The organism is Sphaerobacter sp., assembly GCF_019683595.1.
In the GTDB taxonomy this organism is placed as follows: Bacteria; Chloroflexota; Chloroflexia; order Thermomicrobiales; family Thermomicrobiaceae; genus Sphaerobacter.
Genome location: NZ_JADGHZ010000038.1, coordinates 1 through 24,513, shown reverse-complemented (window position 1 = coordinate 24,513; position 24,513 = coordinate 1). Strand labels below are relative to the sequence as shown.

The 24,513-nt window shown below is 69.7% G+C and carries 19 protein-coding genes and 1 pseudogene; 16 read left to right on the top strand and 4 right to left on the bottom strand.

The features are described from left to right. Nucleotides 1-87: 87 nt before the first annotated feature. Together IRZ30_RS06435 and IRZ30_RS06430 are read right to left on the bottom strand one after the other, a co-directional pair. Entirely contained in the window at nt 88-2,490 is a 2,403-nt protein-coding gene (locus IRZ30_RS06435) for an endonuclease MutS2 (protein WP_294084068.1), read from the bottom strand. A gap of 17 nt (nt 2,491-2,507) precedes the next feature. Next, nucleotides 2,508-3,065 (bottom strand): CvpA family protein, encoded by a 558-nt coding sequence (locus tag IRZ30_RS06430; RefSeq protein ID WP_294084067.1) that lies wholly within the window; start codon nt 3,063-3,065, stop codon nt 2,508-2,510. 167 nt (nt 3,066-3,232) lie between these two features. Between IRZ30_RS06430 and lexA the strand changes: the two genes are divergently transcribed. The 14 genes from lexA (at nt 3,233) to IRZ30_RS06360 (ending at nt 18,076) form a co-directional block, all read left to right on the top strand. Beyond that, entirely contained in the window at nt 3,233-3,874 is a 642-nt protein-coding gene (gene lexA / locus IRZ30_RS06425) for a transcriptional repressor LexA (RefSeq protein WP_294084066.1), read from the top strand. A 651-nt stretch (nt 3,875-4,525) separates the two neighbouring features. Next, nucleotides 4,526-5,755 (top strand): glycosyltransferase family 4 protein, encoded by a 1,230-nt coding sequence (locus IRZ30_RS06420; RefSeq protein ID WP_294084065.1) that lies wholly within the window; start codon nt 4,526-4,528, stop codon nt 5,753-5,755. Beyond that, a complete protein-coding gene (locus tag IRZ30_RS06415; RefSeq protein WP_294084064.1) occupies nt 5,752-6,189 on the top strand; it encodes a VanZ family protein in 438 nt (145 codons plus the stop codon). Before IRZ30_RS06420 ends, IRZ30_RS06415 begins: the two co-directional genes overlap by 4 nt. Before the next feature lie 311 nt (nt 6,190-6,500). Then, nucleotides 6,501-7,142 carry a DUF4013 domain-containing protein gene (locus tag IRZ30_RS06410; protein WP_294084063.1) on the top strand — a complete coding sequence of 214 codons (642 nt, stop codon included), beginning with the start codon at nt 6,501-6,503 and terminating at the stop codon, nt 7,140-7,142. 190 nt (nt 7,143-7,332) lie between these two features. Further along, nucleotides 7,333-8,358 carry a J domain-containing protein gene (locus tag IRZ30_RS06405; RefSeq protein ID WP_294084062.1) on the top strand — a complete coding sequence of 342 codons (1,026 nt, stop codon included), beginning with the start codon at nt 7,333-7,335 and terminating at the stop codon, nt 8,356-8,358. Between the two features lie 249 nt (nt 8,359-8,607). Beyond that, complete coding sequence (locus IRZ30_RS06400) at nt 8,608-9,897, top strand: adenylosuccinate synthase (protein ID WP_294084061.1); 1,290 nt, start codon at nt 8,608-8,610, stop codon at nt 9,895-9,897. Nucleotides 9,898-10,118: 221 nt separating this feature from the next. Continuing rightward, nucleotides 10,119-10,559: a 3-hydroxyacyl-ACP dehydratase FabZ gene (gene fabZ, locus IRZ30_RS06395; RefSeq protein WP_294084060.1), complete on the top strand. Its 441-nt coding sequence runs from the start codon at nt 10,119-10,121 to the stop codon at nt 10,557-10,559. Further along, nucleotides 10,540-11,685 carry a lipopolysaccharide heptosyltransferase II gene (gene waaF / locus IRZ30_RS06390; protein ID WP_294084059.1) on the top strand — a complete coding sequence of 382 codons (1,146 nt, stop codon included), beginning with the start codon at nt 10,540-10,542 and terminating at the stop codon, nt 11,683-11,685. The genes fabZ and waaF overlap by 20 nt, the downstream gene beginning before the upstream one ends. Next, the gene (locus IRZ30_RS06385) at nt 11,682-12,821 is read left to right on the top strand and encodes a glycosyltransferase family 9 protein (RefSeq protein ID WP_294084058.1); all 1,140 of its coding nucleotides are present in this window, start codon (nt 11,682-11,684) and stop codon (nt 12,819-12,821) included. Before waaF ends, IRZ30_RS06385 begins: the two co-directional genes overlap by 4 nt. Then, nucleotides 12,814-13,953: a glycosyltransferase family 1 protein gene (locus tag IRZ30_RS06380; protein WP_294084057.1), complete on the top strand. Its 1,140-nt coding sequence runs from the start codon at nt 12,814-12,816 to the stop codon at nt 13,951-13,953. The genes IRZ30_RS06385 and IRZ30_RS06380 overlap by 8 nt, the downstream gene beginning before the upstream one ends. Continuing rightward, nucleotides 13,940-15,103 (top strand): glycosyltransferase family 9 protein, encoded by a 1,164-nt coding sequence (locus tag IRZ30_RS06375; RefSeq protein WP_294084056.1) that lies wholly within the window; start codon nt 13,940-13,942, stop codon nt 15,101-15,103. The genes IRZ30_RS06380 and IRZ30_RS06375 overlap by 14 nt, the downstream gene beginning before the upstream one ends. Nucleotides 15,104-15,209: 106 nt before the next feature. Further along, complete coding sequence (locus tag IRZ30_RS06370; protein WP_294084055.1) at nt 15,210-16,337, top strand: inositol-3-phosphate synthase; 1,128 nt, start codon at nt 15,210-15,212, stop codon at nt 16,335-16,337. A 134-nt stretch (nt 16,338-16,471) separates the two neighbouring features. Beyond that, nucleotides 16,472-17,101: a hypothetical protein gene (locus IRZ30_RS06365; protein ID WP_294084054.1), complete on the top strand. Its 630-nt coding sequence runs from the start codon at nt 16,472-16,474 to the stop codon at nt 17,099-17,101. Nucleotides 17,102-17,122: 21 nt separating this feature from the next. Continuing rightward, nucleotides 17,123-18,076: a lysophospholipid acyltransferase family protein gene (locus tag IRZ30_RS06360; RefSeq protein WP_294084053.1), complete on the top strand. Its 954-nt coding sequence runs from the start codon at nt 17,123-17,125 to the stop codon at nt 18,074-18,076. Here the strand turns inward: IRZ30_RS06360 and IRZ30_RS06355 are convergent. Then, a complete protein-coding gene (locus tag IRZ30_RS06355) occupies nt 18,037-19,611 on the bottom strand; it encodes a DNA repair helicase XPB (RefSeq protein ID WP_294084052.1) in 1,575 nt (524 codons plus the stop codon). The two genes, IRZ30_RS06360 and IRZ30_RS06355, sit on opposite strands and share 40 nt — an antisense overlap. A gap of 155 nt (nt 19,612-19,766) precedes the next feature. On the opposite strand from IRZ30_RS06355, the gene IRZ30_RS06350 reads away from it, so the two are divergent. After that, a complete protein-coding gene (locus IRZ30_RS06350) occupies nt 19,767-21,050 on the top strand; it encodes an acetyl-CoA hydrolase/transferase C-terminal domain-containing protein (RefSeq protein ID WP_294084051.1) in 1,284 nt (427 codons plus the stop codon). Nucleotides 21,051-21,499: 449 nt separating this feature from the next. Then, nucleotides 21,500-24,010, top strand: a complete 2,511-nt coding sequence (gyrA, locus tag IRZ30_RS06345) for a DNA gyrase subunit A (RefSeq protein ID WP_294084050.1) — start codon at nt 21,500-21,502, stop codon at nt 24,008-24,010. Between the two features lie 7 nt (nt 24,011-24,017). Here the strand turns inward: gyrA and IRZ30_RS06340 are convergent. Next, nucleotides 24,018-24,513: pseudogene (locus IRZ30_RS06340) on the bottom strand (hypothetical protein); the annotation flags it as partial.

Genomic DNA, 24,513 nt, shown 5'->3' with positions numbered 1-24,513 from the left:
TGGGAGCGGCCCTCACCCCCGACCCCTCTCCCAACCTTGGGAGAGGGGAGCTACACAGGATCGACGGGCGAGGCTCTGCCGGAAGGCTCACCCCTTGAGGAACGCCACGGTGACGCCGTCGCCGCCTGCGTTCGGCTCGGCGGTTTCGAAGCGCTCCACCAGCGGGTGACGCCGCAGCATCTCCTGCACCGCGGCGCGGAGGGCGCCGGTCCCCTTGCCATGGACGATACGGACCCACGGCAGCGAGGCTCGCGCCGCCGCGTCGAGATAGACTTCCAGTTCCTCCTGGGCTTCGGCGACGCGCTTCCCAAGGAGGTTGATCTCCTGGTCCACCGACGGGGCAGCCGGCACGCTGACCCGCGTCGCCTGACGCGGGGCCGGGGCGGACCGCACGCGCCGCAGTGCCGCCACCGGCTGGCGCACCTTGAAGGCGCCGACCTGCACGTCGGCCTCCTCGCCGCCGTCAGCGAACCCGACGATCTCGCCCTCCATCCCGAGCGAGGGGATCTCGACCGTGTCGCCGACCCGCAGCGGTTCCGCGGGCGCCGTCCGTGGTCGCCGACGCCGGGCGGCTTGGCGCACGCGCTCCTGAGCACGGCGCACCTCCTCGCCCAGCTCCTCCACCTCCTGCGACGCGGGCCGCTCTGCTGGAACGGCCGGGACAACGGGCGCCTCGGCACGGGCACGGAGCCGCCGCAGCAGGTCGCGCGCCTCACGCAGTTCCTCCGCCAGCTCCGCCAGCGCGTCATCGCGTGCGGCCGCACGCGCCCGCTCGGCTTCCCGCAGCGCCTCCTCAGCCTCACGCCGGGCACGCTCCGCCGCCCGCTGCTGGTCGCGCGCAGCCGCCAGCGCCTTCTCCGCCTCGGCGCGACGGCGCCGGATCTCGGTCAACAGCTCGTCCGCCCGCTCCGTGCCGGGGGTGAGGTACGACCGCGCGGTGTCGATCACCTCGCGCGGCATCCCCAGCCGCTCGGCGATCGCCAGCGCGTTCGATTGTCCGGCGACGCCCAACAACAGCCGGTAGGTAGGCGAGAGCGTGCGCAGGTCGAACTCGACGCTGGCGTTCTCCGTCCCCTCGGTGACGTAGGCGAACGCCTTCAGCTCCGAGTAGTGGGTCGTGACCATCGCGATCACACCGCGCTCGAGCAACGCGGCGATGATCGCGCGGGCCAGCGCCGAGCCCTCTTGCGGGTCGGTCCCGGCCCCAATCTCGTCGAGCAGCACCAGGCTGTCGGCATCCGCCGACCGGAGCATGGCGATGATCTTGGTGACGTGCGCCGAAAAGGTCGACAGGCTTTGCTCGATACTCTGCTCATCCCCGATGTCGGCGTAGACGGCAGAAAAGACGCTCAGCGCCGATCCGTCCGCCGCAGGGATGAAGAGGCCGGTCTGTGCCATCAGGGTCATGAGCCCGACGGTCTTGAGCGCGACCGTCTTCCCGCCCGTGTTCGGCCCGGTCACGACCAGAATGCGGTAGGTTTCCCCGATCCGCACGTCGATCGGGACCACCGTGTCCGGGTCGAGCAGCGGGTGGCGCGCCTGCCTGAGGTCAATCCGGTGCCGCGGGTGCCCGCCGGGGGCACCCGGCCCGCTCGCCTCGACCAGGATCGGCTCGACGGCGCGCATGGAGAACGCCAGGCGCGCCTTGGCCAGCGCCAGGTCGATCGCAGCCACGGCCTCAACCGTCTGATCCAGGTCATCGGCAGCCGCTGCGATCTGTTCCGACCGGGCCCGCAAGATGGCCTCGACCTCATGCTCCTCGGCCATCTGCAGCTCACGCCAGCGGTTGTTCAACTCGACGACGGCCATCGGCTCGACGAACAGCGTCTGCCCGCTGGCCGAGGTGGCGTGGACCACACCCGGGATCTGTGCTCGCCGGTCGGCGCGCACGGGAATGACGTAGCGCCCCTCGCGCATCGTCACGATGGCGTCCTGGATCGCGCCGGCGTAGGCCGCGTCGGTCAGCATCCGGTTCAGGCGGTCGAGCAGGCGGCGGTGGGCGATTCGCACCTCGCGCCGGATCTCCGCCAGACGCTCGGACGCGGTGTCGAGGATCTCGCCCCGCGGCCCGACCGTCCGCGCCAGGTCTGCCTCCAGACCCGCGAGGTCGGCGATGGCCTCCACGAACTCCGAGAGGTTCGGGTACAGCTCGTTCGCGTTCGGGAGCTTGAAAAAGGTGCGCCGCAGCTCACGCGCCGCCTGGATCGTGTCGAGCGCGTCGCGCAGCTCACCTGCCGACAACAGCGATCCGCGGCGCGCGCGCTCCACGACTGGCCGGATGTCGCGGACCCCGCCCACGGTAAATGACGGGAAGTTGGTCAGGAGCGTCACCGCCTCCCGGGTGACGGCCAGGAGGTAAGCCACACGCGAGGCGTCGCCGCTCGGCCCGATCTCCAGCGCCCGCTCAGCGGCGACGGAATACTGGCAGCGTTGAGCAAGGATTTCGAGTACGCGATCGAACTCGAGCTGCCTGGAAGCTTCATAGCTCACGAAAATGATCCCCTAGTTCAGTCAGGTCGCAGGATCGGCGCGTCGGCGACGGGCGTCCACGACACCACGGCCGTGTACAGGTGCGGGGTCAGGCGCCGCGTGCTCCCGGCGATCACCGAGCCGTTCAAGTGTCGGGTTACGGCGGCGCGTCGGTCTCCCTCGGGCAGATTCTGCACGCTCCAGTCCGCGAGCTGGATCGCAGTGGTCACGACAGTGGCACTGATCACCACGGACACCAGCACGACCACGACCATCCCGAGCCGCCCTCCGTGGTCGTTGCTGGCGAAGCGGCTGCGCAGGCGGCTCACCCGGAACGACCAGAGCAGCACATAGAGCAGCGCACCCCCGACGACCGCCACCAGCAGGATGAAGGCCGTCACGGCGCCGATCCATGGCGACATCGGCCAGAAGAGATCCGTCAGCGTACGCCCGAGCGGCTGATAGAACACCGACGCGGCCACGAGCCCGCCGTACAGCGCGACCAGGCCGATCACCGCCCGCGCGGGCCCCGCGAAGAATCCTAGCGTAAAGACACCCAGGAAGACGAAGGTCATGACGATATCGACGACGTTCATCCCCGTCCCCTATCGCTCCGCCGACGCCATCGGCACCCACTCACGCCGCCGCTCCCCACCAGCCACATCCCTCCGGGCCTCATGTAGTTGACAAGAACAGATGTTCGCTCCTATAATGACGCTAAGGTCGTGTCGTACGCGCGTTCGGCCCGGAGATGAGGTGGAGGATGGGTAAGCCGCTCTCTCGACGACAGCAGATGATGCTCGAGTATATCGAGCGGTTCCTGGAGGAAAACACCTATCCTCCAACCATTCGTGAGATTCAGCGGGATCTCAACATTTCGTCCACCAGCGTCGTGGACTACAACCTCAACATCCTGGAGCAGCGGAATCTGATCCGCCGCAACCGCAACATCTCGCGCGGGATCGAGTTGGTCAACCGTCCCGTCCCGGTGCGCAATATCGTCCAGGTTCCGGTCATCGGGCAGATCGCCGCCGGTGAGCCAATCCCCGTCTTGGACGACGTCGTGGTTGACGAGACGACCGAGACCATCAACATCAGCAGCGACCTGATCGGCTCGCGCACGGACGGGCTCTTCGCGCTGCGGGTCAAGGGGACGTCGATGATCGACGCGCTCATCAACGACGGGGACATCGTCATCCTCCGCCATCAGCAGACCTGCGAGAACGGGGAGACGGTGGCGGTGTGGCTCCGAGCCGAGAAGGAGACGACCCTCAAGCGCTTCTATCACGAAGGCTCCCGCATTCGCTTGCAGCCCGCAAATGCCACGATGTCTCCGATCTATACTACGCCCGATAACGTCGAGATCCAGGGGAAATTGGTAACGGTCGTCCGCCCTTACTCGTAACATCCGAGCCGAGCAATATCCCACGCGCACAACCCGGCGCCGCGCGATGAACCGCGAACCATCGCGCTGCCGATCCGGCCAACGCGGCCTCGCTTTGCACCAGCTCAGTGACAACCAATTGGCAATGCGGCGTCCTAAGCCGCCGCTGTGCTATGACGCGGCTGATGCGGCGTCGGGGTTGGTTCCGCGCCGGTGTCGGGAATCGGGTTGGGTGGTGTGAAGGATCCCGCACCCTGGCATGTGCCCGGGGCTAAAGCCGCCGGGCTGCATTGGGTAAGCCCACTGAAGGGGCTGCGATGGCGACATCGAGGCGGATCCGATTCGGCCACCTGCCGGACCCAGCGTCCCCAGCCCCTTCAGTGGGCTTTGTATTGTCAGCCCGGCGGCTTTACCCCCGGGCACGGGCCGCGGCGTGGGCTCCTCACACCACGACGAGAGCCCGGCTGCATGACAGCAGGCTTTCCGCGACAACCCCGGGGTTCACGACTTGCACCTTGACCGCCCACCCCGTACCACGGCCGCAACCCCGTCGAGTTCGTCACACCCATCGCCTCCTCTCTGCCCTCCCCCGACCGCTGTTCGGCGGTTGTCGTGCGGCGGGCGCCGCTGGTAGCATCCGGCTGGGAACGTTGTCGGAGCGTGGGCAGCGCCGTGAGCAAGACCCCCGAGCCAAGCCGCGTCTTGATGCTGGGCACCTTCGGCTTCCGGCCGAAGGCGACGCTGCGTGCTCGAACGCTCGGCATCGCACAGGCGCTGGTCGCCCGCGGCTGGTGGGCCGCGATCGGCACCACGCCCTGGGACTCCCCGGACGACGCCGGGAAGCGCTGGGAGGAGGACGGAGTCGAGCTCCGCACGACCCGCACGACTCATCCCCTCCTCTGGCCGCTGGCGGTCCGCGAGATGCTCGGCTGGGCACGTGCCGACCGGCCGGGGCTGGTCCACGTGTTCAAACCCAAGGGGTTTGGCGATCTGGCGGGGCGGCGGCTGCGGCGGTCGCTGCCGGTGGTCATCGACATGGACGACTGGGAGGGGGACGGCGGCTGGAACGACACCGGGCTGTACGGCCGCGTCCAGCGCCGCGTGTTCGACTGGCAGGAGCGCACCTGGCCCCGGCAGGCGGCCGCGCTGACCGTCGCCAGTCGGACGTTGGAGCGGCGCGCCCGCGACCTCGGGGCGTCGCCGGAGCGGGTGTTCTACGTTCCCAACGGCCTCACCGCCGCCCGCTTCGCGCAGCTCGCACCGGACGAGGATGCAGTCGCCCGTGCCCGCGAGAGCCTGCCCGACACCGGCCCGCGGATCCTCCTCTACACGCGCTTTGTCGAGTTCAACCCGGTCACGCTGGTCCAGGTGCTGGCGCGTGTCCGTGAGGTGCATCCCACCGCCACGCTGGTTATCGCCGGCGCGTCAGCCGACGGCCGCGCGGAGCAGGTCCTCGACCAGGCCGCTGCGGAGGCCGGGTTCGGCGCGGCCATCACACGCCTCGGCTGGGTACCAGCCACCGACATCGGGGCTATCGCCGCGGCGTGCGACGTTGCCATCCACCCCTTCGACGACACGCCGCTGAACCGGGCGAAGAGTTCCGTCAAGCTCCTGGAGCTGATGGCGACCGGCACCGCGGTCGTGACCACGCATGTCGGCGAGAACGCCCAGGTCATCCGGGACGGCGCAACCGGCGCGCTGGTGCCGCCGGGCGATCCCGGCGCCCTGGCCGCGGCCGTCAGCGTGCTCCTGTCGCATCCCGAGCGGCGTCGTCAAGTCGGGCAGGCCGCCCGGGAGTTTATTGCTACCGAGCTCCTCTGGGACCGGCTGGTCGATCGCGTCCTGGAGGCCTACGCTGTCGCGCTCGACGGCGCGCTCGACGGAGGGAGCGACCGGACATGAACCGGCGCAGGCGCATCCGGATGGCACGCCGGTGGGTCGCCGTCGCGCTCTGGGCGACAGTCATCTATATGCTCTCCGACCAGTCGAAACTCCCGACTGCTCCGGGGCTCTCATCGCAGGTGACGTCCATCGCGGGACACCTCGTCGCCTACGGCATCCTCGGTTTTCTGCTCGCCGCGGCACTCCAGGAGTCGGGCGCCGGCCCGCGCCGCGTGGCTCGCCTGGCGCTCGTCCTCGCGGTCCTCTACGGGATCAGCGACGAGTGGCACCAGTCGTTCGTTCCCGGGCGCGACCCGTCGCTTGGCGACCTGCTGGCCGACGCCATCGGCGCCGCACTCGGCATCATGCTGCACGCCATCCGGACCACCGCGGCGCCGATGCGCCGGAAGCGCGCTGCGCGCGCCGAAGGGTCACCGCCGCAGACGTCGTCCTGAACCGGTCAGGGACACGCCCCGCGACGCGGCCGGCCGACCACCCACCGGAAGGAGCAATCCCACCAGGCGACGGTCCTGGGTGAAGTGCTCAGGTCGGAGAGGAACCGGCATCGCCGTTTCGCGGCGTACGGACGCCTGCTCGATGATTCCGTGCCTGCGCGCTAGCTGGTATCATGCTACTCATCGATTAGGACCGCTGGGTCTTGCCAGCACGCCAATCTCTCCTGAGGATCGGTGGCGAGAGGGGTGGCGTACGTATGCCTCGGGGACCGCTGGCATGATCGGCGGATGTGACGTGGGGAGGTCGGCGAGTGGACATCGGACGCGCGCTCACGTTCGCATTTCAAGACTCTCAATGGATCAAGAAGGTCGCCATCGGGGGTCTGCTCCTCTTGATCCCCATCGTCGGCCTTCTCATAGTCACCGGATACTGGCTCCGGCTGATCCGCCAGGTGGTGGAGAACGATGACGTGCCGTTGCCGGAGTGGAACGACTTCGGTGGGGATCTTGTTCGCGGGCTGAAGTTGATCGTTGTTACGTTTGTCTGGAGCATCCCGGCCGCCATCCTTTCGCTGATAACCACCTTCAGCGGGAGCGGCGACGACTTCAGTTCGACGAGCCTTGGCCTTCAGTGCCTCGGCACGATCGTCTCGCTGGGCGTTGCGTTCATCCAGCCACTCTTCGCGACCCGGCTGGCCCTCACAGAAGACATCGGCGCCGGTTTGCAGTTCAGCGCCGTCTTCAACGAGATCCGGCCGGTGACCACCCCGTTGCTGATCGTCCTGCTCATGTCGATCGTGACCGCCCTGCTGGCCGCTGTCGGGGTGATCCTCTGCATCATCGGCGTGGTCTTCACGGCGTTCTTCGCCTACGTCGTCAACGCGCACCTGTACGGCCAGGTTCGCCGCCAGCTCCAGGGCGATCCGACCGCCGCCCTGCGCCCGCTCGTCTAGCGCGCATCGGGGCATCCCTCGTGTGAACGCCCGGCGCCCCTGGTACGGGCGCCGGGCCGGATCCCACGCCTCGCTGCCCCCAGGTCGTGACGACAGCGAACAAGAAGGTTGACACTAGTCGACTCAAGGTCGTATAATTGGGCGACCAACGGCGCTGACGTCATGACTCAGGGGTGGAGCTGAGGGTTCGATGGAGTTCAAGGACTACTACAAGATCCTCGGGGTCTCTCGGGACGCCGATGAGAAGACCATCAAGAGCGCGTATCGCAAGCTGGCGCGGAAGTACCACCCCGACGTCAACAAGGGGGATGCCAGCGCCGAGGAGCGCTTCAAGGAGATCAACGAGGCCTACCAGGTCCTGAGCGATCCCGAGAAGCGTGCCAAGTACGACCGCTTCGGCGCCGACTGGGAGCGCTACCAACAGGCCGAGACGGCCGGCACCGGTACCGGCGCCAGTTGGACCGACTTCTCCGACTGGTTCACTGGTGGCCGACGCTCCGGCGGGACGCGCCAGTCGGGGGAGAGCCCGTTCTCCGACTTCTTCGAGACGCTCTTCGGCGACACCATCGGCCGGGCGCGCTCGCGGGTCCGCCAGCAGCCGCAGCGCGGTCAGGATTACGAGTATCCAATCACCGTGTCGCTGCGTGACGCCTACCACGGGACGACCCGTCGCTTCGAGGTGCAGATCCAGGAGCGCTGCACGACCTGCGGCGGTACCGGCTTGAACGGCCAGGGCTTCTGCCCCACCTGCGGCGGCTCGGGCACGCTGAGTCGTACCAAGACGCTCGAGGTCAAGATCCCGGCGGGTGTGCGCGACGGCTCGCGCATCCGGGTGGCCGGCCAGGGCGGGCCTGGGGTCAATGGCGGGCCGAACGGCGACATCTACCTGCTCGTCTCGCTGGCACCGAACCCGCGGTTCCAGGTCGACGGGCTGAACCTGCGCACCGAGGTCGAGGTCCCACTCTACACGGCCATCCTCGGCGGCGAGGTCACGGTGCCCACGCTCGACAATCCGGTGGTGCTCACCATCCCGCCCGAGACCCAGAACGGGCGTGTGTTCCGGCTGCGGGGCAAGGGCATGCCGGCCCTCAAGGGTGGCGGCAAGGGCGACCTGCTCGCCCGGGTCAAGGTCGTGCTTCCGACCGGGCTGAGCGACGAGGAGCGCCGCCTGTTCGAGCGCCTGCGCGACGCCCGCAGCGCCCGCGTCCACGCCTAGCGCACCGACCAGCGCCGATCACCAGCCACGTCAGGAGCGCGGGCGTCGGACGGAGCACCGCCGAGCCCGGCGCATCACTCCCCTCTCCCAACGCTGGGAGAGTGGTCGGGGGTGAGGGCCGCTCACACGAGCACCGCGTGAGACACCCGCCCTTACCTGTTCTCAGGCCCGCACGTGAGATATAGTTGGGCACGGTCCGCGGACGACTGGTTCGCGGGCCGTTGTGCGTGCCCGGACGGGAGGTCGGCGATGCCGGCGACGATCATCATTGGCGGCCAGTGGGGCGACGAGGGCAAGGGGAAGATCACTGACGCGCTCGCCGAGCGGGCGCACATGGTGGTCCGCCCCAACGGCAGCACCAACGCCGGCCACACCGTCGTCACCGACCAGGGGGTCTTCAAGTTCCATCTGGTCCCATCCGGGGTGTTGCATCCCGGTTGCGACTGCGTTATCGGTGCCGGGGTCGCGGTCGATCCAGTTCAACTCCTCAACGAGATCGACGCGTTGCGGGAGCGCGGCGTCGACCTGAGCCGACTCTTCCTGAGCGACCGCGCCAACGTCATCCTCCCGTACCATCCGGCGCTCGACCGCGCCGAGGAGGAGCGCCGCGCCACGCATTCAATCGGCACCACCCTGCGTGGCAATGGTCCCGCCTACAGCGATAAGGTCGGACGCAAGGGCATCCGCGTGGCGGACCTGCTCGATGAGGCCGCGCTCCGTGACCGGCTCGAACTGGTCGTGCCGGAGAAGCGCCTGCTCCTCGCCGGGTTCGAAGACGACGCGACCCTGGATGTCGCCGCGCTCGCGGAACAATACGTTGCGCTCGGCGAGCGCTTGGCGCCGCTCGTCGTTCAGGCGGAGATCCTGGTGCAGGACGCGCTGGCCTCCGGGAAGCGGGTCATCGTCGAGAGTGCCCAGGCCACGATGCTCGATGTCGACTACGGCACCTACCCGTACGTCACGTCGAGCATGCCGACGGCCGCCGGCGCCTGCCAGGGCGCGGGCATCGGCCCGACCCAGGTCGATACGGTGATCGCCGTCTACAAGGCGTACACCACCCGTGTCGGCGGTGGGCCGTTCCCGACTGAACTGCACGATGAGACGGGCCAGATGCTGCGCGACCGGGGGAACGAGTACGGCACCACCACGGGTCGGCCACGCCGTACCGGCTGGTTCGACGCCGTAGCCGGGCGCTACGCCGCTCGCCTGAACGGCGTCACCGAGGTCGCCGTCACCAAGCTCGATGTGCTCGACACCCTACCGGAGATACGCATCTGCGTCGGCTACCGGCTCGACGGCAAGGCGATCGAGGCACCGCCCGCCGTGGCATCGGTCTATGGGCGGGTCGAGCCGGTCTACGAGGTGCTCCCCGGCTGGCAGGCGGACACGTCGTGCGCCACGAGTGTCGACGACCTGCCGCCCAACGCCCGCCGCTACCTGGAGCGGATCGAGGAGCTGTTGGGCGTGCCGGTGACGATGATCGGGGTCGGTCCGGATCGCCAGCAAATCCTCCATCGACCGACCGGTGCGGCCGTCTAGCGGCACGCCGCCGCGTTGACACCTCGCTCGCGCGTTCGTACGATCCGCCCAGATGTGGGTTCCGCCGCCCCGGCGACGGACGGGCGCCCACGTGCACCCTGGCGCCTGGGTCGGGTCGCCGCCCCGGCGGCTGGACCCACACGGCTCGGTGGCTACCGTTGGATGCCGCCGGCCGTCCACCAGAGGATCGCGAGCCTATCGGCAAGACAGAGGAGCGCGGCGTGCTAAACGCACAGCAGATCCAGGAGATCATCCCCCACCGGTTCCCGTTCCTGCTCGTGGACCGCATCATCGAGATCGAGTGGGGCCGGCGCGCGGTCGGGATCAAGAATGTCAGCATAGGAGAGCCGTTCTTTCAGGGCCACTTCCCCGGCTACCCGGTCATGCCCGGCGTCCTGATCATCGAAGCGCTGGCGCAGGTGGGGGCTGTGGCGCTGCTCGGCAGTGAGGAGTTCCGCGGCAAGATGGCCCTCTTCGCCGGGATCGACAACGTGCGCTTCAAGCGGCAAGTCGTCCCGGGCGACACGCTGCGCCTCGAGGTTGAGATGGGCAAGATGCGCCGCGGGGTCGGCACCGGCACCGCCGTCGCCACCGTCGACGGCGAACTCGCGGCCCGCGGTGAGTTGATGTTCGCGGTGGTCGATGCACCCACGGGCACGTAGCCACCGGCTGCGCGAGCGCGTCGTCGGCACCGGGGCACGGCTTGCGGCGCTGCTGGCGCGTCCCCGGCACATCCCGAACCCACCTGAGCCCGGCACCGCGCCGCGCATCCTGGTGGTCAAACCCTGCTGCCTCGGTGATGTGCTGATGGCCACACCGGTGTTTCGCGCGCTCGCCGCATACTGCCCCGGCGCGCACATCGACGTCGTGACCACCGACTGGTCGGCTCCCGCGCTCGCGGGGAACCCGCACGTGGCACGCGTCATCTCCTACCCTGACCGCCTCCCGATGGTGGGGCTCCATGTCCTCGCCCGCGAACTGCGCCGCACGGGTTACGATCTGGGGATCGGGCTCGATCCGTCGCCGCTCGTCAACGTGCTGCTCTGGCGTTCCGGCATCCCGGTCCGCGCCGGGATCGACAGCGCCGGTCGCGGCATCGGCCTGACCCATCCGGTCACGCCCGACCCTACCCTGCACGAGACGGAGGCGTACCTGGCGGTGCTGGCGGCGATCGGCGTGCCGCCCGCGGGGACCGAGGCGGAGTACCATCCTTCGGCCGAGGCCCAGCGCTCGGCATCGGTGATCATCCCGGACGACGCGCCTCCCACGGTCGTCATCCACCCCGGCGGCGCGGTCAACCCAGGGACCGCCATGCCTGCCAAACGCTGGCCGCCCGAGCGCTTCGCCGCGCTGGCGGACCGGCTCGCGGCGGAGGCCGGGGTGCGCGTGATCCTGGCAGGGGCCGGCTCCGACCGGGCGGTGGTCGCCGCAGTTGTCCGCCGAGCCAAGGCTCCCGTGGTGAACCTCTGCGGCCGGCTGACCCTCGACGAGCTGGCCGCGGTCGCCGCGCGGGCTGCGCTCTACGTCGGCAACGACAGCGGCACCAGCCACCTGGCGGCGGCCGTGGGCACCCCCACGGTGACGATCTTCGGTCCCACCAACCCCGGCCGGTACCGCCCACTCGGTCCAGACGCGCGCGTCTGCGCGCCGCCCGAGAGCTGGGAGGGAGCGGTGGTCGATCTGCGCCACGAGCGCGGGAACGGCCCTTCGGTGGAGTCGGTCACGGTCGATATGGTCGCCGCAGCTTGCCTTGAGGTGCTCGGCGCGGCGGGCAAGGGGGCCGCATGATCCTCCATCGCCTGCGCGATGCCGGCTTAGCCATCGCCTCACGCGCGCCGGTGACACCGGCGGTGCCGCGTTCCTTCGAGATCCTGCTGCTCCGGCCCGATCACCTCGGCGACCTGCTCTTCCTCACCCCTGCGCTGCGGCGCCTGCGGCGGGCGCTGCCGGAGGCCACCATCACCGCGGTCGTGGGGCCATGGGCCGCACCCGTGCTGGCAGGCAACCCCGACGTCGATGAGGTGCTCACCCTGCCGTTCCCCGGCTTCACGCGGCGCCCATCGAGCCGCCTCCAGCCGTATCAACTGCTCCAGCAATGGGCCGCATTGATCCGCGAGCGGGCACCCGCGGCGGTCGTCGTCCTGCGCGACGACCACTGGTGGGGCGCGCTCCTGGCACAGCGCGCCGGGGTTCCGCTGCGCATCGGGGCCGACCACCCGGCTGTCACGCGCTACCTGACCCATACCATCCCGCTGCCGCATCCGCACTGGGTCCAGCGCAACGCCGCCGTGCTCGACGCGACCGCCCGTATCCTCGGTGGCACGCCGCCGGACGAGCCGGTCACCCCGGTCACCGCACCGCTCCGCCCGCCCGCGGCCGCGAGCGAGTCGGCGGCCGTGACGCTGGCCGGGGCCGGGATCGCCGAGCCGTACCTCGTCGTCATCCCCGGCGCTGGGGCACGGGTCAAGCACTGGCTCCCGGACCGCTGGGCGACCGTCGCCACGACGCTCGCGCGCGAGTTCGGCTGTATGGTGGTCCTCACCGGCAGTGCGAGCGAGGCGCCGATGATCGACCAGATCCGCGCACGCATCCAGGCGCCGGCCGCTTCCCTCGCCGGACAAACCGACCTGGCGACGCTCACCGCCGTGCTGCAGGGTGCACGGTTGGCGGTCGGGGTGGACTGCGGGCCAATGCATCTCGCCGTCGCCGCCGGGACGCCGACGGTCCACCTCTTCGGCCCGAGTTCCGCCGAGCAGTTCGGCCCCTGGGGCGACCCGGCACGCCACCGCGTCGTCAGCGCCGGGATGCGTTGTCCGCGCTGCGGCGACCTCTCGCCGGAGCGTCCCGAGGGCGCGGGGTGCATGGTGGCGATCACCGCGGATGCGGTCCTGGCCGCGGCGCGGGAGGTACTGGCCGATGGCTGAGCCGCGGCCGTTGACGATCGGCATCGACGCCAGCCGCATCACCGAGCGACACACCGGCACCGAGCGGTACTCGCGCCACATTATCGAGGCGCTAACGGCCGCCGGGCCGCACCACCGATACCGGCTGTACCGCAACGCGACCGAGCCGATCCCGCTGCGCGTGCCCCCTGGGACGGAGCAGCGCCTGATCCCGTTCCCGCGGCTCTGGACGCACCTGCGTCTCTCGGCGGAGCTGGCACGGCACCGGGTGGACGCGCTCTTCGTCCCGGCGCACGTCATCCCGCCGGTACACCCCCGCGCCAGCGTCGTCACCATCCACGACCTGGGCTACCTGTACGAGGCCGATGCGCACACGGCCTCGGCGCGCCGCTACCTCGATTGGTCCACCCGCTGGAGCGCCCGCGTCGCCACCCGCGTCATCGCGATCTCCCGCGCCACACGCGACGACCTCATCCGGCACTACCACGTGCCGCCGGAAAAAATCTGCGTCATCCCGCACGGCATCGACGAGACGTTTGCGCCGCGCCCGCCGGACGAGGTCGACCGCTGGCTCACCGAACTGGGCCTGCGCCGTCCCTACATCCTCTACGTCGGGACACTGCAACCGCGGAAGAACCTGGCCCGGCTCATCGCGGCGTTCGACCGGCTGGCGGTCGACCACCCGGACCTGCGCCTGGTGCTGGCGGGCAAGCGCGGCTGGCTGGCGGAGGAGATCGACGCCGCCCTGGCACGCAGCCCACACCGCGCGCGCATCGACCTGCCCGGCCACGTGCCCGACGCCGCACTCCCCGCGCTCTATTCGGGCTGCGAGGCCCTCGCGCTCCCGTCGCTCTACGAGGGGTTCGGCCTGCCGGTCCTGGAGGCGATGGCCTGCGGCGCACCCGTGGTGATCTCGAACCGGGGAGCGCTGCCCGAGGTCGGCGGCAACGCGGCCATCATCGTCGACCCGCTCGACACGGATGCCATCGCCGCCGGGCTGGCCCGCGCGCTCGACCCCGGCGAGCGGGAGCGCCGGGTCGCGGCGGGGCGCGCTCACGCCTCGCGATTTCGCTGGGACGATGCGGGCCGGGCCACGCTGGCGGTGATCGAGGAGGCCGTCGCCCTTACCGGGGGGAGCCATGGGCGTCGCTAACGTGGCTGCTGTGCGCCGCATCCTGGTCGTCAAGCTCGCCGACCTGGGCGACGCCGTGCTGGCGACACCCGCTATCGGTGCGCTACGCCGCGCCTTCCCCACCGCACGCATTGACGCGCTCACCACGCCCAGTGCCCGTGCGGTGCTCGACCTGTGCCCCGCAGTCGACCGCACCATCGGCTTCCCGAAGGCGCTTTTCGATCGGCCCACCGACCTGGCGCACCCCGCGCGGCTCGCCACCATGGCGCGGCTGGCCGCACATCTGCGCGCCCAGCATTACGATGCGGTCGTGTTGCTCCACCACCTGACAACCGGGTTCGGCGCGCTGAAGTTCCGCGCCCTAGCGCGCGCGGCCGGCGCACCGGTCGTCGCCGGGCTGGACAACGGGCGAGGGACGTTTCTCACCCACCGGGCGACCGACCTGGGTTTCGGTGCCCGGACGGAGTGGGAGTACGGCCTGGACATCGTCGCCACGCTCGGGGTGCCCACCGATGGCGCCGGTACGAACCTCCAGGTTCCCGAGGCCGCCCGCGCGGCGGCCGACCGTCTCCTGGCCCAGGCCGGCGTTCCGGAGCCGTTCATCGTCGTCCACCCCGGCGTCGGCCCGTACAGCCAGGCACGGGCCTGGCCGGCCGACCGCTTCGCCGCCGTCGCGCGCGACCTCCGCGCCGCCACCGGCATGCCGATCGTGGCGGTCGGCACGCGGGACGAGGCGGCCGGATCCGCGCCGCTGCTCGCGGAGAGCGGGGTTGCCAACCTCCTCGGGAGAACCACCATCGCAGAACTGGCAGCGGTGCTGGAACGCGCCGCACTGGTCATCGGTGCGGACAGCGGCGTGGCGCATCTCGCGGCCGCGCTCCGGCGACCGACGCTGGCGATCTTCGGTCCGTCGAACCACGACGCCTGGCGGCCCATCGGTGCGGCCCTCCACTACGTGGGCACGCGGCCCTTCCCCGATGCCGAGGCACTAGTTGTGCGTGCACGCATTCCGTGCGCGCCGTGCCTCTACACGGGCTACACTCTCGGGCAGCGGCAGGGGTGCGCTTTACGGACCTGCCTCGACTGGATCACTGCGTCTGAAATCGTCGAGGCGGCTTTGCACATGCTCCGCAACTCGGGCGCAATTGACGCACCCGGTAAGCTACCGTAGAATCGCGATCATGCGCGCTGACTATGGGCCGCGCGCGCAGGGAGTCGCCTGCATCGGAAGCGCTGGGCGGCGGGCGCGGCGGCAAGGAGTGGAGGACCCGGCACAAGTGAGTAGCAAGAAGATCCGTGTCGCGATCATCGGCGTGGGGAACTGCGCATCGTCCCTGGTACAGGGCGTTCACTATTACCGCCACGCTGACCCGAACGACTTTGTGCCCGGCCTGATGCACGTTGATCTCGGCGGCTACCACGTCGGGGACATCGAGTTCAGCGCCGCGATCGACATCGACAAGAACAAGGTGGGCAAGGATCTGTCGGAGGCCATCTTCACGGCGCCCAACAACACCTACAAGTTCTCCGACGTGCCACACCTCGGCGTTCCGGTGCACCGCGGCATGACTCACGACGGCCTCGGGAAGTACCTTTCGCAGATCATCGAGAAGGCGCCCGGCTCTACCGCCGACATCGTCGGCATCCTCAAGGAGACCGGCACCGACGTCGTCGTCAACTTCCTCCCGGTCGGCTCCGAGATGGCCACCAAGTGGTATGTCGAGCAGGTGCTCGAGGCCGGTTGCGCGTTCGTCAACTGCATCCCCGTCTTCATCGCCCGCGAGGAGTACTGGCAGAACCGCTTCCGCGAGCGGGGTCTGCCGATCATCGGCGACGACATCAAGAGCCAGGTCGGCGCGACCATCACCCATCGCGTGCTGACCCGCCTCTTCGCCGACCGCGGTGTCCGCATCGACCGCACCTACCAGCTCAACTTCGGCGGTAACACCGACTTCCTCAACATGCTGGAGCGCGAGCGGCTGGAGTCCAAGAAGATCTCCAAGACGAACGCGGTCACCAGCCAGATCGACTACCCGGTGGACCCGGAGAACGTGCACGTCGGCCCGAGCGACTACGTGCCGTGGCTCAAGGACCGCAAGTGGTGCCACATCCGCATGGAGGGCACGACCTTCGGCGACGTGCCGCTCAACATCGAGCTGAAGCTCGAGGTGTGGGACTCGCCGAACTCCGCCGGCGTCGTGATCGACGCCATCCGCTGCGCCAAGCTCGCGCTCGATACGGGCATCAGCGGCGCGCTGCTGGCGCCGTCGGCCTACTTCATGAAGTCGCCGCCCGTCCAGTACCACGACGACCAGGCTCGCGAGATGGTCGAGAGCTTCATCCGCGAGACCGTCGCGCATCGCGAGGCCGCCGAGGCCGCCACGGTTCCGGCCGAGCAGGGATGATCCCGGCGGGACGGGTCTGACGCTCAGGGTTCGGACGCCCCCGAACCCGTCGTTTGTCGAAGTCGAGGCCAGCCGGCCGGATTGCCCGGCCGGCTGCACTCTTCCCCTGAGATCGGACAGAGCGGAGGCCGCCCGTGGACCTCGCGCCTCGTCGCCTGAACCTTTCGTACGTGCTGCACGAACCATCGACCAGCGCCGTGGTTCGCGCCGCCGCCGAGCGTAGCAACGCCGAGGCGCGGCGCCTCCGCCGGGCAACCGCCGCACTCGCGGCACTCTCCGACGCCGCCCTTCGCCAGCGCATCGTCGTGCTGGCAACCACCCAGCCGGACGCGCTTTCCCAAGGGACCGCGCCCCCCGCGATCGCGTCCATCCACCTCGGTCCCTGGTGGCTCCTGCCGCGCGTTCTCGGCCTGATCGCGTCAGACGGCACGCCCCGGCCAGTCCACCTCATCGACCAGCCCGCCGCGGCGGCCACCCGGATCGTGCCGTTCTTCCGCGCGCCGGCGCGGCTTGCTGTGCCGGACGCGTCGGCCCCGGACTATCCGGCCTGGTTCGCCGCGCTCGTGCTGCGTCCGGGCGGCGACACGCTCCTCCTGCAACTGGACACGGTTCCCGGATCGGAGGCATCCCCCACGGAGCGCGATGCGGCGCTGGTGGGCGCCGCCGAGCGTGCCATCCGTGCCCATGTGGAACAATGGTCGTGCCCTGGTCCACTGTGGGACGCGTCGGCGGAACGGAGCCTTCCGGAGTTCGCACCGGGCTAGCCGGGGGAAGTGGAGGTCGCGATGTGGACCCTGCGAGCGCTCCAGGTCGTCGCCTTCCTGGCGCCGTTCGTCCCGGCCGCGATCGGTTACACGATCTGCTGGTTCATCGGGGTCATCCTTGGTGGCGTGAACGTCCATGCCCGTCGAAACGTGCTGTGCAACCTCCGACGGGTCCTGCCCAACGCCGGTCCGCTGCGGCTCCGGTGGCACGCGCTGCGTGTGTTCGTCAGCGTCGTCACCAACTATTACGACCTCATCCGCCTCGGCCACATGGATCGCGACCGGGTGCTGGCGATGTTCGAGACCGAGGGCGTTGAGCACCTGACGGCCGCGCTGACGCGGAGTCGCGGCGTCATCGTCCTCGCCGCCCACGTCGGGAACTACAACGTCGTTCCCAGCCTGCCGGTGGCCCTCGGCTACCCGACGGCCGTCGTGGCCGAGCGGGTACATCCCGAGGAGCTCTACACCTATGTCAACAAGCTGCGGGCCAGCCACGGGGTTCAGGTGATCTCGCCCGGCTCCGAGTCCCTTAGGCCGATCATCCGCCTGCTGCGGCGCAACGGCATCCTCATCCTCGCCGGGGACCGCGACGTGGTCGGAAGCGGCATGCCGGTGCCGCTCTTCGGCGAACCCGCCCGCCTGCCGACCGGCCCGGTGCTCCTCGCCATGCGCACCGGCGCGGCGCTCATCCCGGCCGGCACCGTGCGCAAGGGCAGCCGCCGGTCGCTCGCATTCGTCGAGCCGGCGATCGACATGGTCGACACCGGAGATTGGGACAAAGACCTGCGGGAGAACATGGTCCGGATGGCCGAGGCGCTCGAGCGGATGATCGCACGCGATCCGGGCCAGTGGGCGGTGCTCCAGCCGGTGTGGGACACCACCGCGTCCTCGTCCGCGGACGCGCCGCGGGCGTCGGGCCGCACGGCCCCGGAACGTCAGGAGCCGGCCGAGCCCTCGGCCTCCACCACGCGGTAGCGGTAGCCCTGGTCGACCAGAAACCGCTGGCGGCGGGCCGCGAACTCGACCTCCCGCGTGCCGGGCACGACCAGCGTGTAGAACACCGCCCGCCGTCCGGACCCCTTCGGACGGAGCAGCCGCCCCAGCCGCTGGGCCTCTTCCTGCCGCGACCCGAATGCACCGGATATCTGGATCAGCACGGCGGCATCGGGCAGGTCCACCCCAACATTCGCCACGCGCGACAGCGCCAGGCAGCGGATCTCGCCGCGCCGAAACGCGTCGTACAGCGCCCGGCGCTCAGCGGCCGGGGTCTGGCCGGTCACCATCGGCGCGCCGAGGGCGCGCGCCGCGGCGGCCACTTCGGTCAAGCGGTGGGCCACCACCAGCGTCGGCTCACCCGCATGGCGCCGCGCCAGACGCCGTACCACCCGCAGCTTCGCCGCGAGGATGCGATCCGCACTCGCCGCGCCGGAACCCGGCGGCCGGACGCGCACCTCAACGCAATCGACCGGAGCGATCCACCCGCGGCGCTCCAGGTCGCGCCACGGGACGGAGAAGACCGTCGGCCCGACCAGGGAGAAGACGTCGCGTTCCCGTCCATCCTCTCGCACCAGCGTCGCCGTCAGCCCCAGGCGCCGCCGCGACTGAAGGCTGGCACTCTGCCGGAAGATCTCAGCGGGAAGGGCATGAACCTCGTCGTAGATGACCAGTCCCCAGGGCCAGTCGAGCAGGGCGCCCAGCGTGGCCTGCCGCCCATCCGCGCGGGCGGTGAGGCGTTGGTACGTGACCACCGTCACCGGGGGCGGCTCACGCCCGGCAACGTACTCCCCGACCGCGTCCGGCGGCAGGGTCGTCATCTCCCGCAGGTGGCGCTGCCACTGTTCCCCGATCGTCCGGCTGGGCGTCACGATCAGCGTGGCCGACTGGAGCGCGGCGGCGATCGCCACACCGACGACCGTCTTGCCCGCACCGCAGGGCAGCAGCACCACCCCACCGGTCACGGCCCGCTCCAGGAAGCGCCGCATCGCCTCGGCCTGGTAGGGCCGGAGCCGCACCTCCGGCCGCAGCGTGAACGACACCGGCGCCGAGGCAGCCAGCACCGCCTCGTCCACGACCGGGTAGCCCTCCTCCGCCAGCGCACGCTTGATCGCACCCCTCTGGGCGTCCGGCACCACCAGCGCGTCGCCGTCCCATGCCAGCCCGTGCGCCTCGGCCACGCGCGCCAGCAGCCCCCGGTCGGGCCCCATCAGCCGCAGCCCACCGAGCGGTCCGGTCAGCCGCAGCAGCCCGTATCGCCCGATGACCTCCTGGATGAAGGCGACCAGCGTGAGCGGCGGCGGATGCTCGCCGTAGCGCTCCAGGAACGCGACGATCTCGTCAGCCGTCATTCCGCCTGCCGCAGCGGACCAGAGCGCCAGTTCGGTCACGCGGTAGGTGTGATACGCCCCTGCCGCGTGCACGAGTTCTGCGAACTGACGAATGCCGTCTCGGGCCTCGGGGTAGATCGCGGCACCGGTCGCCACCAGCACCGTCCGGTCCCGTTGAAAGATCAAGCAGCGGTCGCTTCGCACCCCGCCCCCTCACCGGCATCGGATCGACTCGGTCCCGGCACGCGGGTGCACGTACACCCGGCCGCACGCGAGATAATACACGTCGGAGCCGGGCCGCTGGCAGGGTGGGCCGGGTACTGTGCGGGAGAGGAGTTGCCATGCGGATCATGGACGCGGCGGCAGCCGTCGAGTTCGTCCAATCCGGCAATCGGGTCTATGTCCACGAAGCGGCGATGGTACCGACTACCCTGCTCGACGCCCTGGTCGAGCGCGCCCCGGAGCTACGTGACGTCGAGATCGTCCACATACACACAGAAGCGCCGGCTCCCTATGTGGCACCCGAAATGGAGGGGCACCTTCGCCACAATGCCCTCTTCATCGGCGCCAACGTTCGCGCCGCCGTCAACGAAGGCCGCGCCGACTACACCCCCGTCTTCCTCTCCGAGATCCCTGCCCTGATCGCCGACGGCACGCTCCCGATTGATGTCGCCTTCATCCAGGTCTCCCCACCCGACCGGCACGGCTACTGCCGGTTGGGCACCTCGGTGGCCTGCGCCCGGGCCGCGGTCGACCACGCCCGCATTGTCATCGCTGAGTTCAACCCGCGCGTGCCGCGCACGCTCGGTAACTCCGCCGTGCACGTGAGCCGCATCACCGCCGCCGTCGAGGTGGACCGCCCGCTTCCATCCCACCCGGTCCGGCCATTCGGCCCGATCGAGCAGGCGATCGGCGAGCACGTCGCGGCGCTGGTCCCCAACGGCGCCACCCTCCAGATGGGCATCGGCACGATCCCCAACGCCGTCCTGGCCGCGCTGCGCGGCCATGAGGACCTGGGTGTGCACACGGAGATGTTCACCGACGGCCTCATCGACCTCATCGAGGCAGGCGTCATCACCAACCGCGCCAAGTCGCGCTTCCGCGGCCGCGTCATCACCTCCTTCGCGGTCGGAACGGACCGGCTCTACTCGTTCGTAGACGACAACCCATTCGTCGAGTTTCACTCCAGCGACATCGTCAACGACCCGAGGGAGATACGCCAACAGTCCACGATGGTGGCAATCAACTCCGCCATTCAAATCGACCTGACGGGTCAGGTCTGCGCCGACTCCATCGGCGAACAGATGTACAGCGGCATCGGCGGGCAGATGGACTTCGTCCAGGGCGCGCTGCGCTCCCCCGGTGGCAAGGCGATCATCGCCCTCCCCTCCACGGCCAAGGGCGGCACCATCTCCCGCATCGTGCCCCGGCTCGACCCCGGCGCCGGGGTGGTCACCACCCGCGGGCATGTGCAGTGGGTCGTGACTGAGTACGGCGCGGTGAACCTGCGTGGACGCACCCTGCGCGAGCGGGCCGAGATGCTCATCAGCATCGCGCACCCCGACTTCCGCCCGGACCTCCGCGCGGCAGCCGTCGCCCGGCGCCTGTTCGCGGTGTCCGGCTAAGTCGCCGGCCGCACCGGCCGGCAACGCACGAGCGCGGGCGATGCACGCAGCCTCGCCCGTCTCTCGTACGTCGCGCCCCTCTCCCAAGGTTGGGAGAGGGGTCGGGGGTGAGGGCCTTGTCCCAGGGCCGGGCGTGAACACCCGCCTGCTGCGACCTGCACACCCGGTCTCCAACGTGGATAGGCCTTCTCGGATCATCCTGAGCGGAGTGAAGGATCTTGTGTTGAGACAGCCGCTCTCGCCGGAAATCCTTCGCGGCGCTCAGGATAACGCCAACCCATCAGCATGACACGCACACAAGCGACCGGTCGCACTTGGCGGAACAACCGCCCCGTTTCCGCTCATCCCTCCCGCACAGACATGCCGGTCCGGCGCCCGGAGGTACGAAAATGGTAGACTTGTGGCGGAAACGAGCTTGCTTCGAGTGACCTCAGGGAGGCCGACCACCCGTGGATATCGGAACCGTGCGGCAGATCGACATCGACGTGGAGATGCGTCGCTCGTATCTCGATTACGCCATGAGCGTGATCGTGCAGCGAGCGCTGCCCGACGTCCGAGACGGCCTCAAGCCGGTGCAGCGGCGCATCCTCTACGCCATGCACGAGATGGGCCTGCGTCCGCAGTCCCGTTTCCGCAAGAGCGCCGGTATCGTCGGGGAGGTCCTGAAGCTCTATCACCCCCATAGCGACAGCGCCGTCTACGATGCGCTGGTCCGCATGGTTCAGCCCTTCTCCCTGCGCTACCCCCTGGTCGAGGGGCAAGGCAACTTCGGCTCGGTCGACGGCGACAGCGCGGCCGCCATGCGCTACACCGAGGCCAAGCTGGCAGCCATCTCCGAGGAGATGTTGCAGGACATCGACAAGAACACCGTCGACTTCAAGCCGAACTACGACGGCGAGGCGCAGGAACCGGTCGTCCTCCCTGCCAAGTTGCCCAACCTGCTGGTCAACGGCGCCGCCGGGATCGCCGTCGGCATGGCGACCAACATCCCGCCGCACAACCTGGCCGAGGTCTGCGACGGCCTCATCATGCTCATCGACAACCCGCAGGCGACCAGCGACGACCTGCTCGAAGTGATCCAGGGGCCGGACTTCCCGACCGGCGGCGTTATCCTCGGCCGGGAGGGCATCCGCGCTGCCTACGCCACCGGCAAGGGGCGGGTCGTTATCCGTGCTCGGACCCACATCGAGGAGATGCCGCGCGGCAACCGCTACCAGATCATCGTGACCGAGCTGCCCTACCAGGTGAACAAGGCCGCGCTGCTGGAGAAGATCGCCGAACTGGTGAAGGCGGGCCGCATCGAGGGCATCCACGACCTGCGCGACGAGTCCGACCGCACCGGAATGCGCATGGTCATCGAGCTGAAGCGTGATGCGCAGCCCCAGCGCGTCCTCAACGCGCTCTTCAAGCACACCCAGCTCCAGCAGACCTTCGGGGTCAACATGCTCGCGCTGGTGGACGGCACGCAGCCGCGTGTGCTGACCCTGCGCCGCCTTCTGCAGCTCTACCTCGATCACCGGCAGGAGGTCGTCCGCCGGCGCACCGAGCATGAGCTGGGCCGTGCCCGCCGCCGTGCGCACGTCCTCGAAGGGCTCAAGATCGCGCTCGACCACCTCGACGAGGTGATCCAGACCATCCGGCAGTCGCAGACGAGCGAGAGCGCGCGGACCAACCTCATCAACCGCTTCGGCTTCACCGAGGTCCAGGCCAACGCCATCCTCGATATGCAACTGCGCCGCCTGGCCGCGCTGGAGCGACACAAGATCGAGAACGAGTACCGCGACTTGCTCAAGGAGATCGCCGGGCTGGAGGCGCTGCTGGCCGACCCGGCAAAGATCTTGGCGGTGATCCGTGAGGAGCTTGTCCAGCTCCGCGACAAGTTCGGCGACGAACGCCGCACGCTGATTCAGGACGTCTCGGGCGAGATCACCGACGAGGACCTCATCCCCGACGTCAGCGTGCTGGTCATGATCACCAATCGCGGTTACGTCAAGCGGATCGCCGACGGCACCTATCGCCAGCAGCACCGGGGCGGCCGCGGCGTGACCGGGATGACCCTGCGCGAGGAGGACGGCGTCCACCGCATCGTCGCCGCCCGCACCCACGACAGTCTTCTCTTCTTCACCGACCGTGGCCGTGTCTTCCAGCTCAAGGTCTGGGAGTTGCCCGACTCCGGGCGCACCGCCCGCGGTATCCCGGTCATCAACCTCATTGGCATCGCGCCCGGGGAGACGATCACCGCCCTGCTGCCGGTGCGCGACTTCGCGTCGGCCCGGTATCTGTTCATGTGCACCCGCAACGGCCGGGTGAAGCGCACCAGCCTCGATCAGTTCGCTTCGGTCCGTTCCACCGGCCTGATCGCCATCGGCCTGGAGGAGGGCGACGAGCTGGCCTGGGTGCGGCTCACCTCGGGGAACGACGAGCTGATCCTGGTCACCGAGCAGGGGCAGGCAATCCGCTTCCAGGAAACGGACGTCCGCCCGATGGGGCGCCCCGCCGCCGGGGTGATCGGCATCCGCATGCAGCCGGGCGACCGCGTCATCGCCGCCGAGGTGGTGCAGCCGGACCAGGATCTCCTCGTGGTCTCAGCTAACGGCTACGGCAAGCGGACCGCGCTCTCGGAGTTCCGCGTTCAGGGCCGGGGCGGTCAGGGCGTCACCGCGATGAAGATCACCGAACGCAACGGCCCGGTGGCCGCGGCCCGCGTCGTCACGGACACCGACTCCATCATGCTCGTGAGCCAGCGGGGGATGGTCATCCGGGTGCCGGCCGAACAGATCTCATGCATCGGCCGCATGACCCAGGGTGTGAGCATCATGCGCTTGCAGGAGCAGGATCAGGTCGCCTCGGTGACGGTCATCCGCACGCCGGAAGACGCCGAGATGGCGGACCTGGAGGAAGCCTCCGCCGACACGTCCGAGACGAACGACACGGCCCCCGACGAAGCGGCGGGCGAATAGCCCGCGCCTAGCGCCAGCGCTCCGGCGTCGACCCGACCTCCGCCACGTCGCCCCGGTCTTCAACCGCCGGGCGTCGGCGTGCCCGCGCACGCCGGGGCCAGTGCGGACGCTTGCCAGGCATCGCCGGGCGACCGCGGACCCCAAAGAGGGGCGCCGCCGCCACCAGCACCATGCCGAACGCGATCAGCAGCGGGTGGAAGCTGCTCACCGGCGCCGGGCGCTGCGATAGCACACCCAGTCCTGGCCCCAGCAGCAGCATCATGAGGTAGACGACCGCCGCCAGCGGCGCGAGCCACAGCCGCCACGCTAACGGCGCCAGCCACGCCGCGCCGGTCGCCAACGCCGACAGCAGGTACACCCCGGCCAGTGCAACGAAGGCCGTCGCATTCCGGTAATCGGTCAGCGCGGGAACCAGCGCCGGCGCCTGGAGCACCGCGGGGAGCAGGAGGATCCCCGCCAGCCCCACCCGGCGGCCCCCGATCCAGCCCGCCAGCCCGCCGAGG

Excerpts from the sequence above, each read along its gene's own strand:
- IRZ30_RS06375 (WP_294084056.1), top strand. The coding sequence starts at position 13,940 with ATGGGCGTCGCTAACGTGGCTGCTGTGCGCCGCATCCTGGTCGTCAAG.
- IRZ30_RS06350 (WP_294084051.1), top strand. The coding sequence starts at position 19,767 with ATGCGGATCATGGACGCGGCGGCAGCCGTCGAGTTCGTCCAATCCGGC.
- IRZ30_RS06400 (WP_294084061.1), top strand. The coding sequence starts at position 8,608 with ATGCCGGCGACGATCATCATTGGCGGCCAGTGGGGCGACGAGGGCAAG.
- IRZ30_RS06430 (WP_294084067.1), bottom strand. The coding sequence starts at position 3,065 with ATGAACGTCGTCGATATCGTCATGACCTTCGTCTTCCTGGGTGTCTTT.
- IRZ30_RS06415 (WP_294084064.1), top strand. The coding sequence starts at position 5,752 with ATGAACCGGCGCAGGCGCATCCGGATGGCACGCCGGTGGGTCGCCGTC.
- lexA (WP_294084066.1), top strand. The coding sequence starts at position 3,233 with ATGGGTAAGCCGCTCTCTCGACGACAGCAGATGATGCTCGAGTATATC.
- IRZ30_RS06385 (WP_294084058.1), top strand. The coding sequence starts at position 11,682 with ATGATCCTCCATCGCCTGCGCGATGCCGGCTTAGCCATCGCCTCACGC.
- IRZ30_RS06380 (WP_294084057.1), top strand. The coding sequence starts at position 12,814 with ATGGCTGAGCCGCGGCCGTTGACGATCGGCATCGACGCCAGCCGCATC.
- IRZ30_RS06360 (WP_294084053.1), top strand. The coding sequence starts at position 17,123 with ATGTGGACCCTGCGAGCGCTCCAGGTCGTCGCCTTCCTGGCGCCGTTC.
- waaF (WP_294084059.1), top strand. The coding sequence starts at position 10,540 with ATGCACCCACGGGCACGTAGCCACCGGCTGCGCGAGCGCGTCGTCGGC.
- IRZ30_RS06405 (WP_294084062.1), top strand. The coding sequence starts at position 7,333 with ATGGAGTTCAAGGACTACTACAAGATCCTCGGGGTCTCTCGGGACGCC.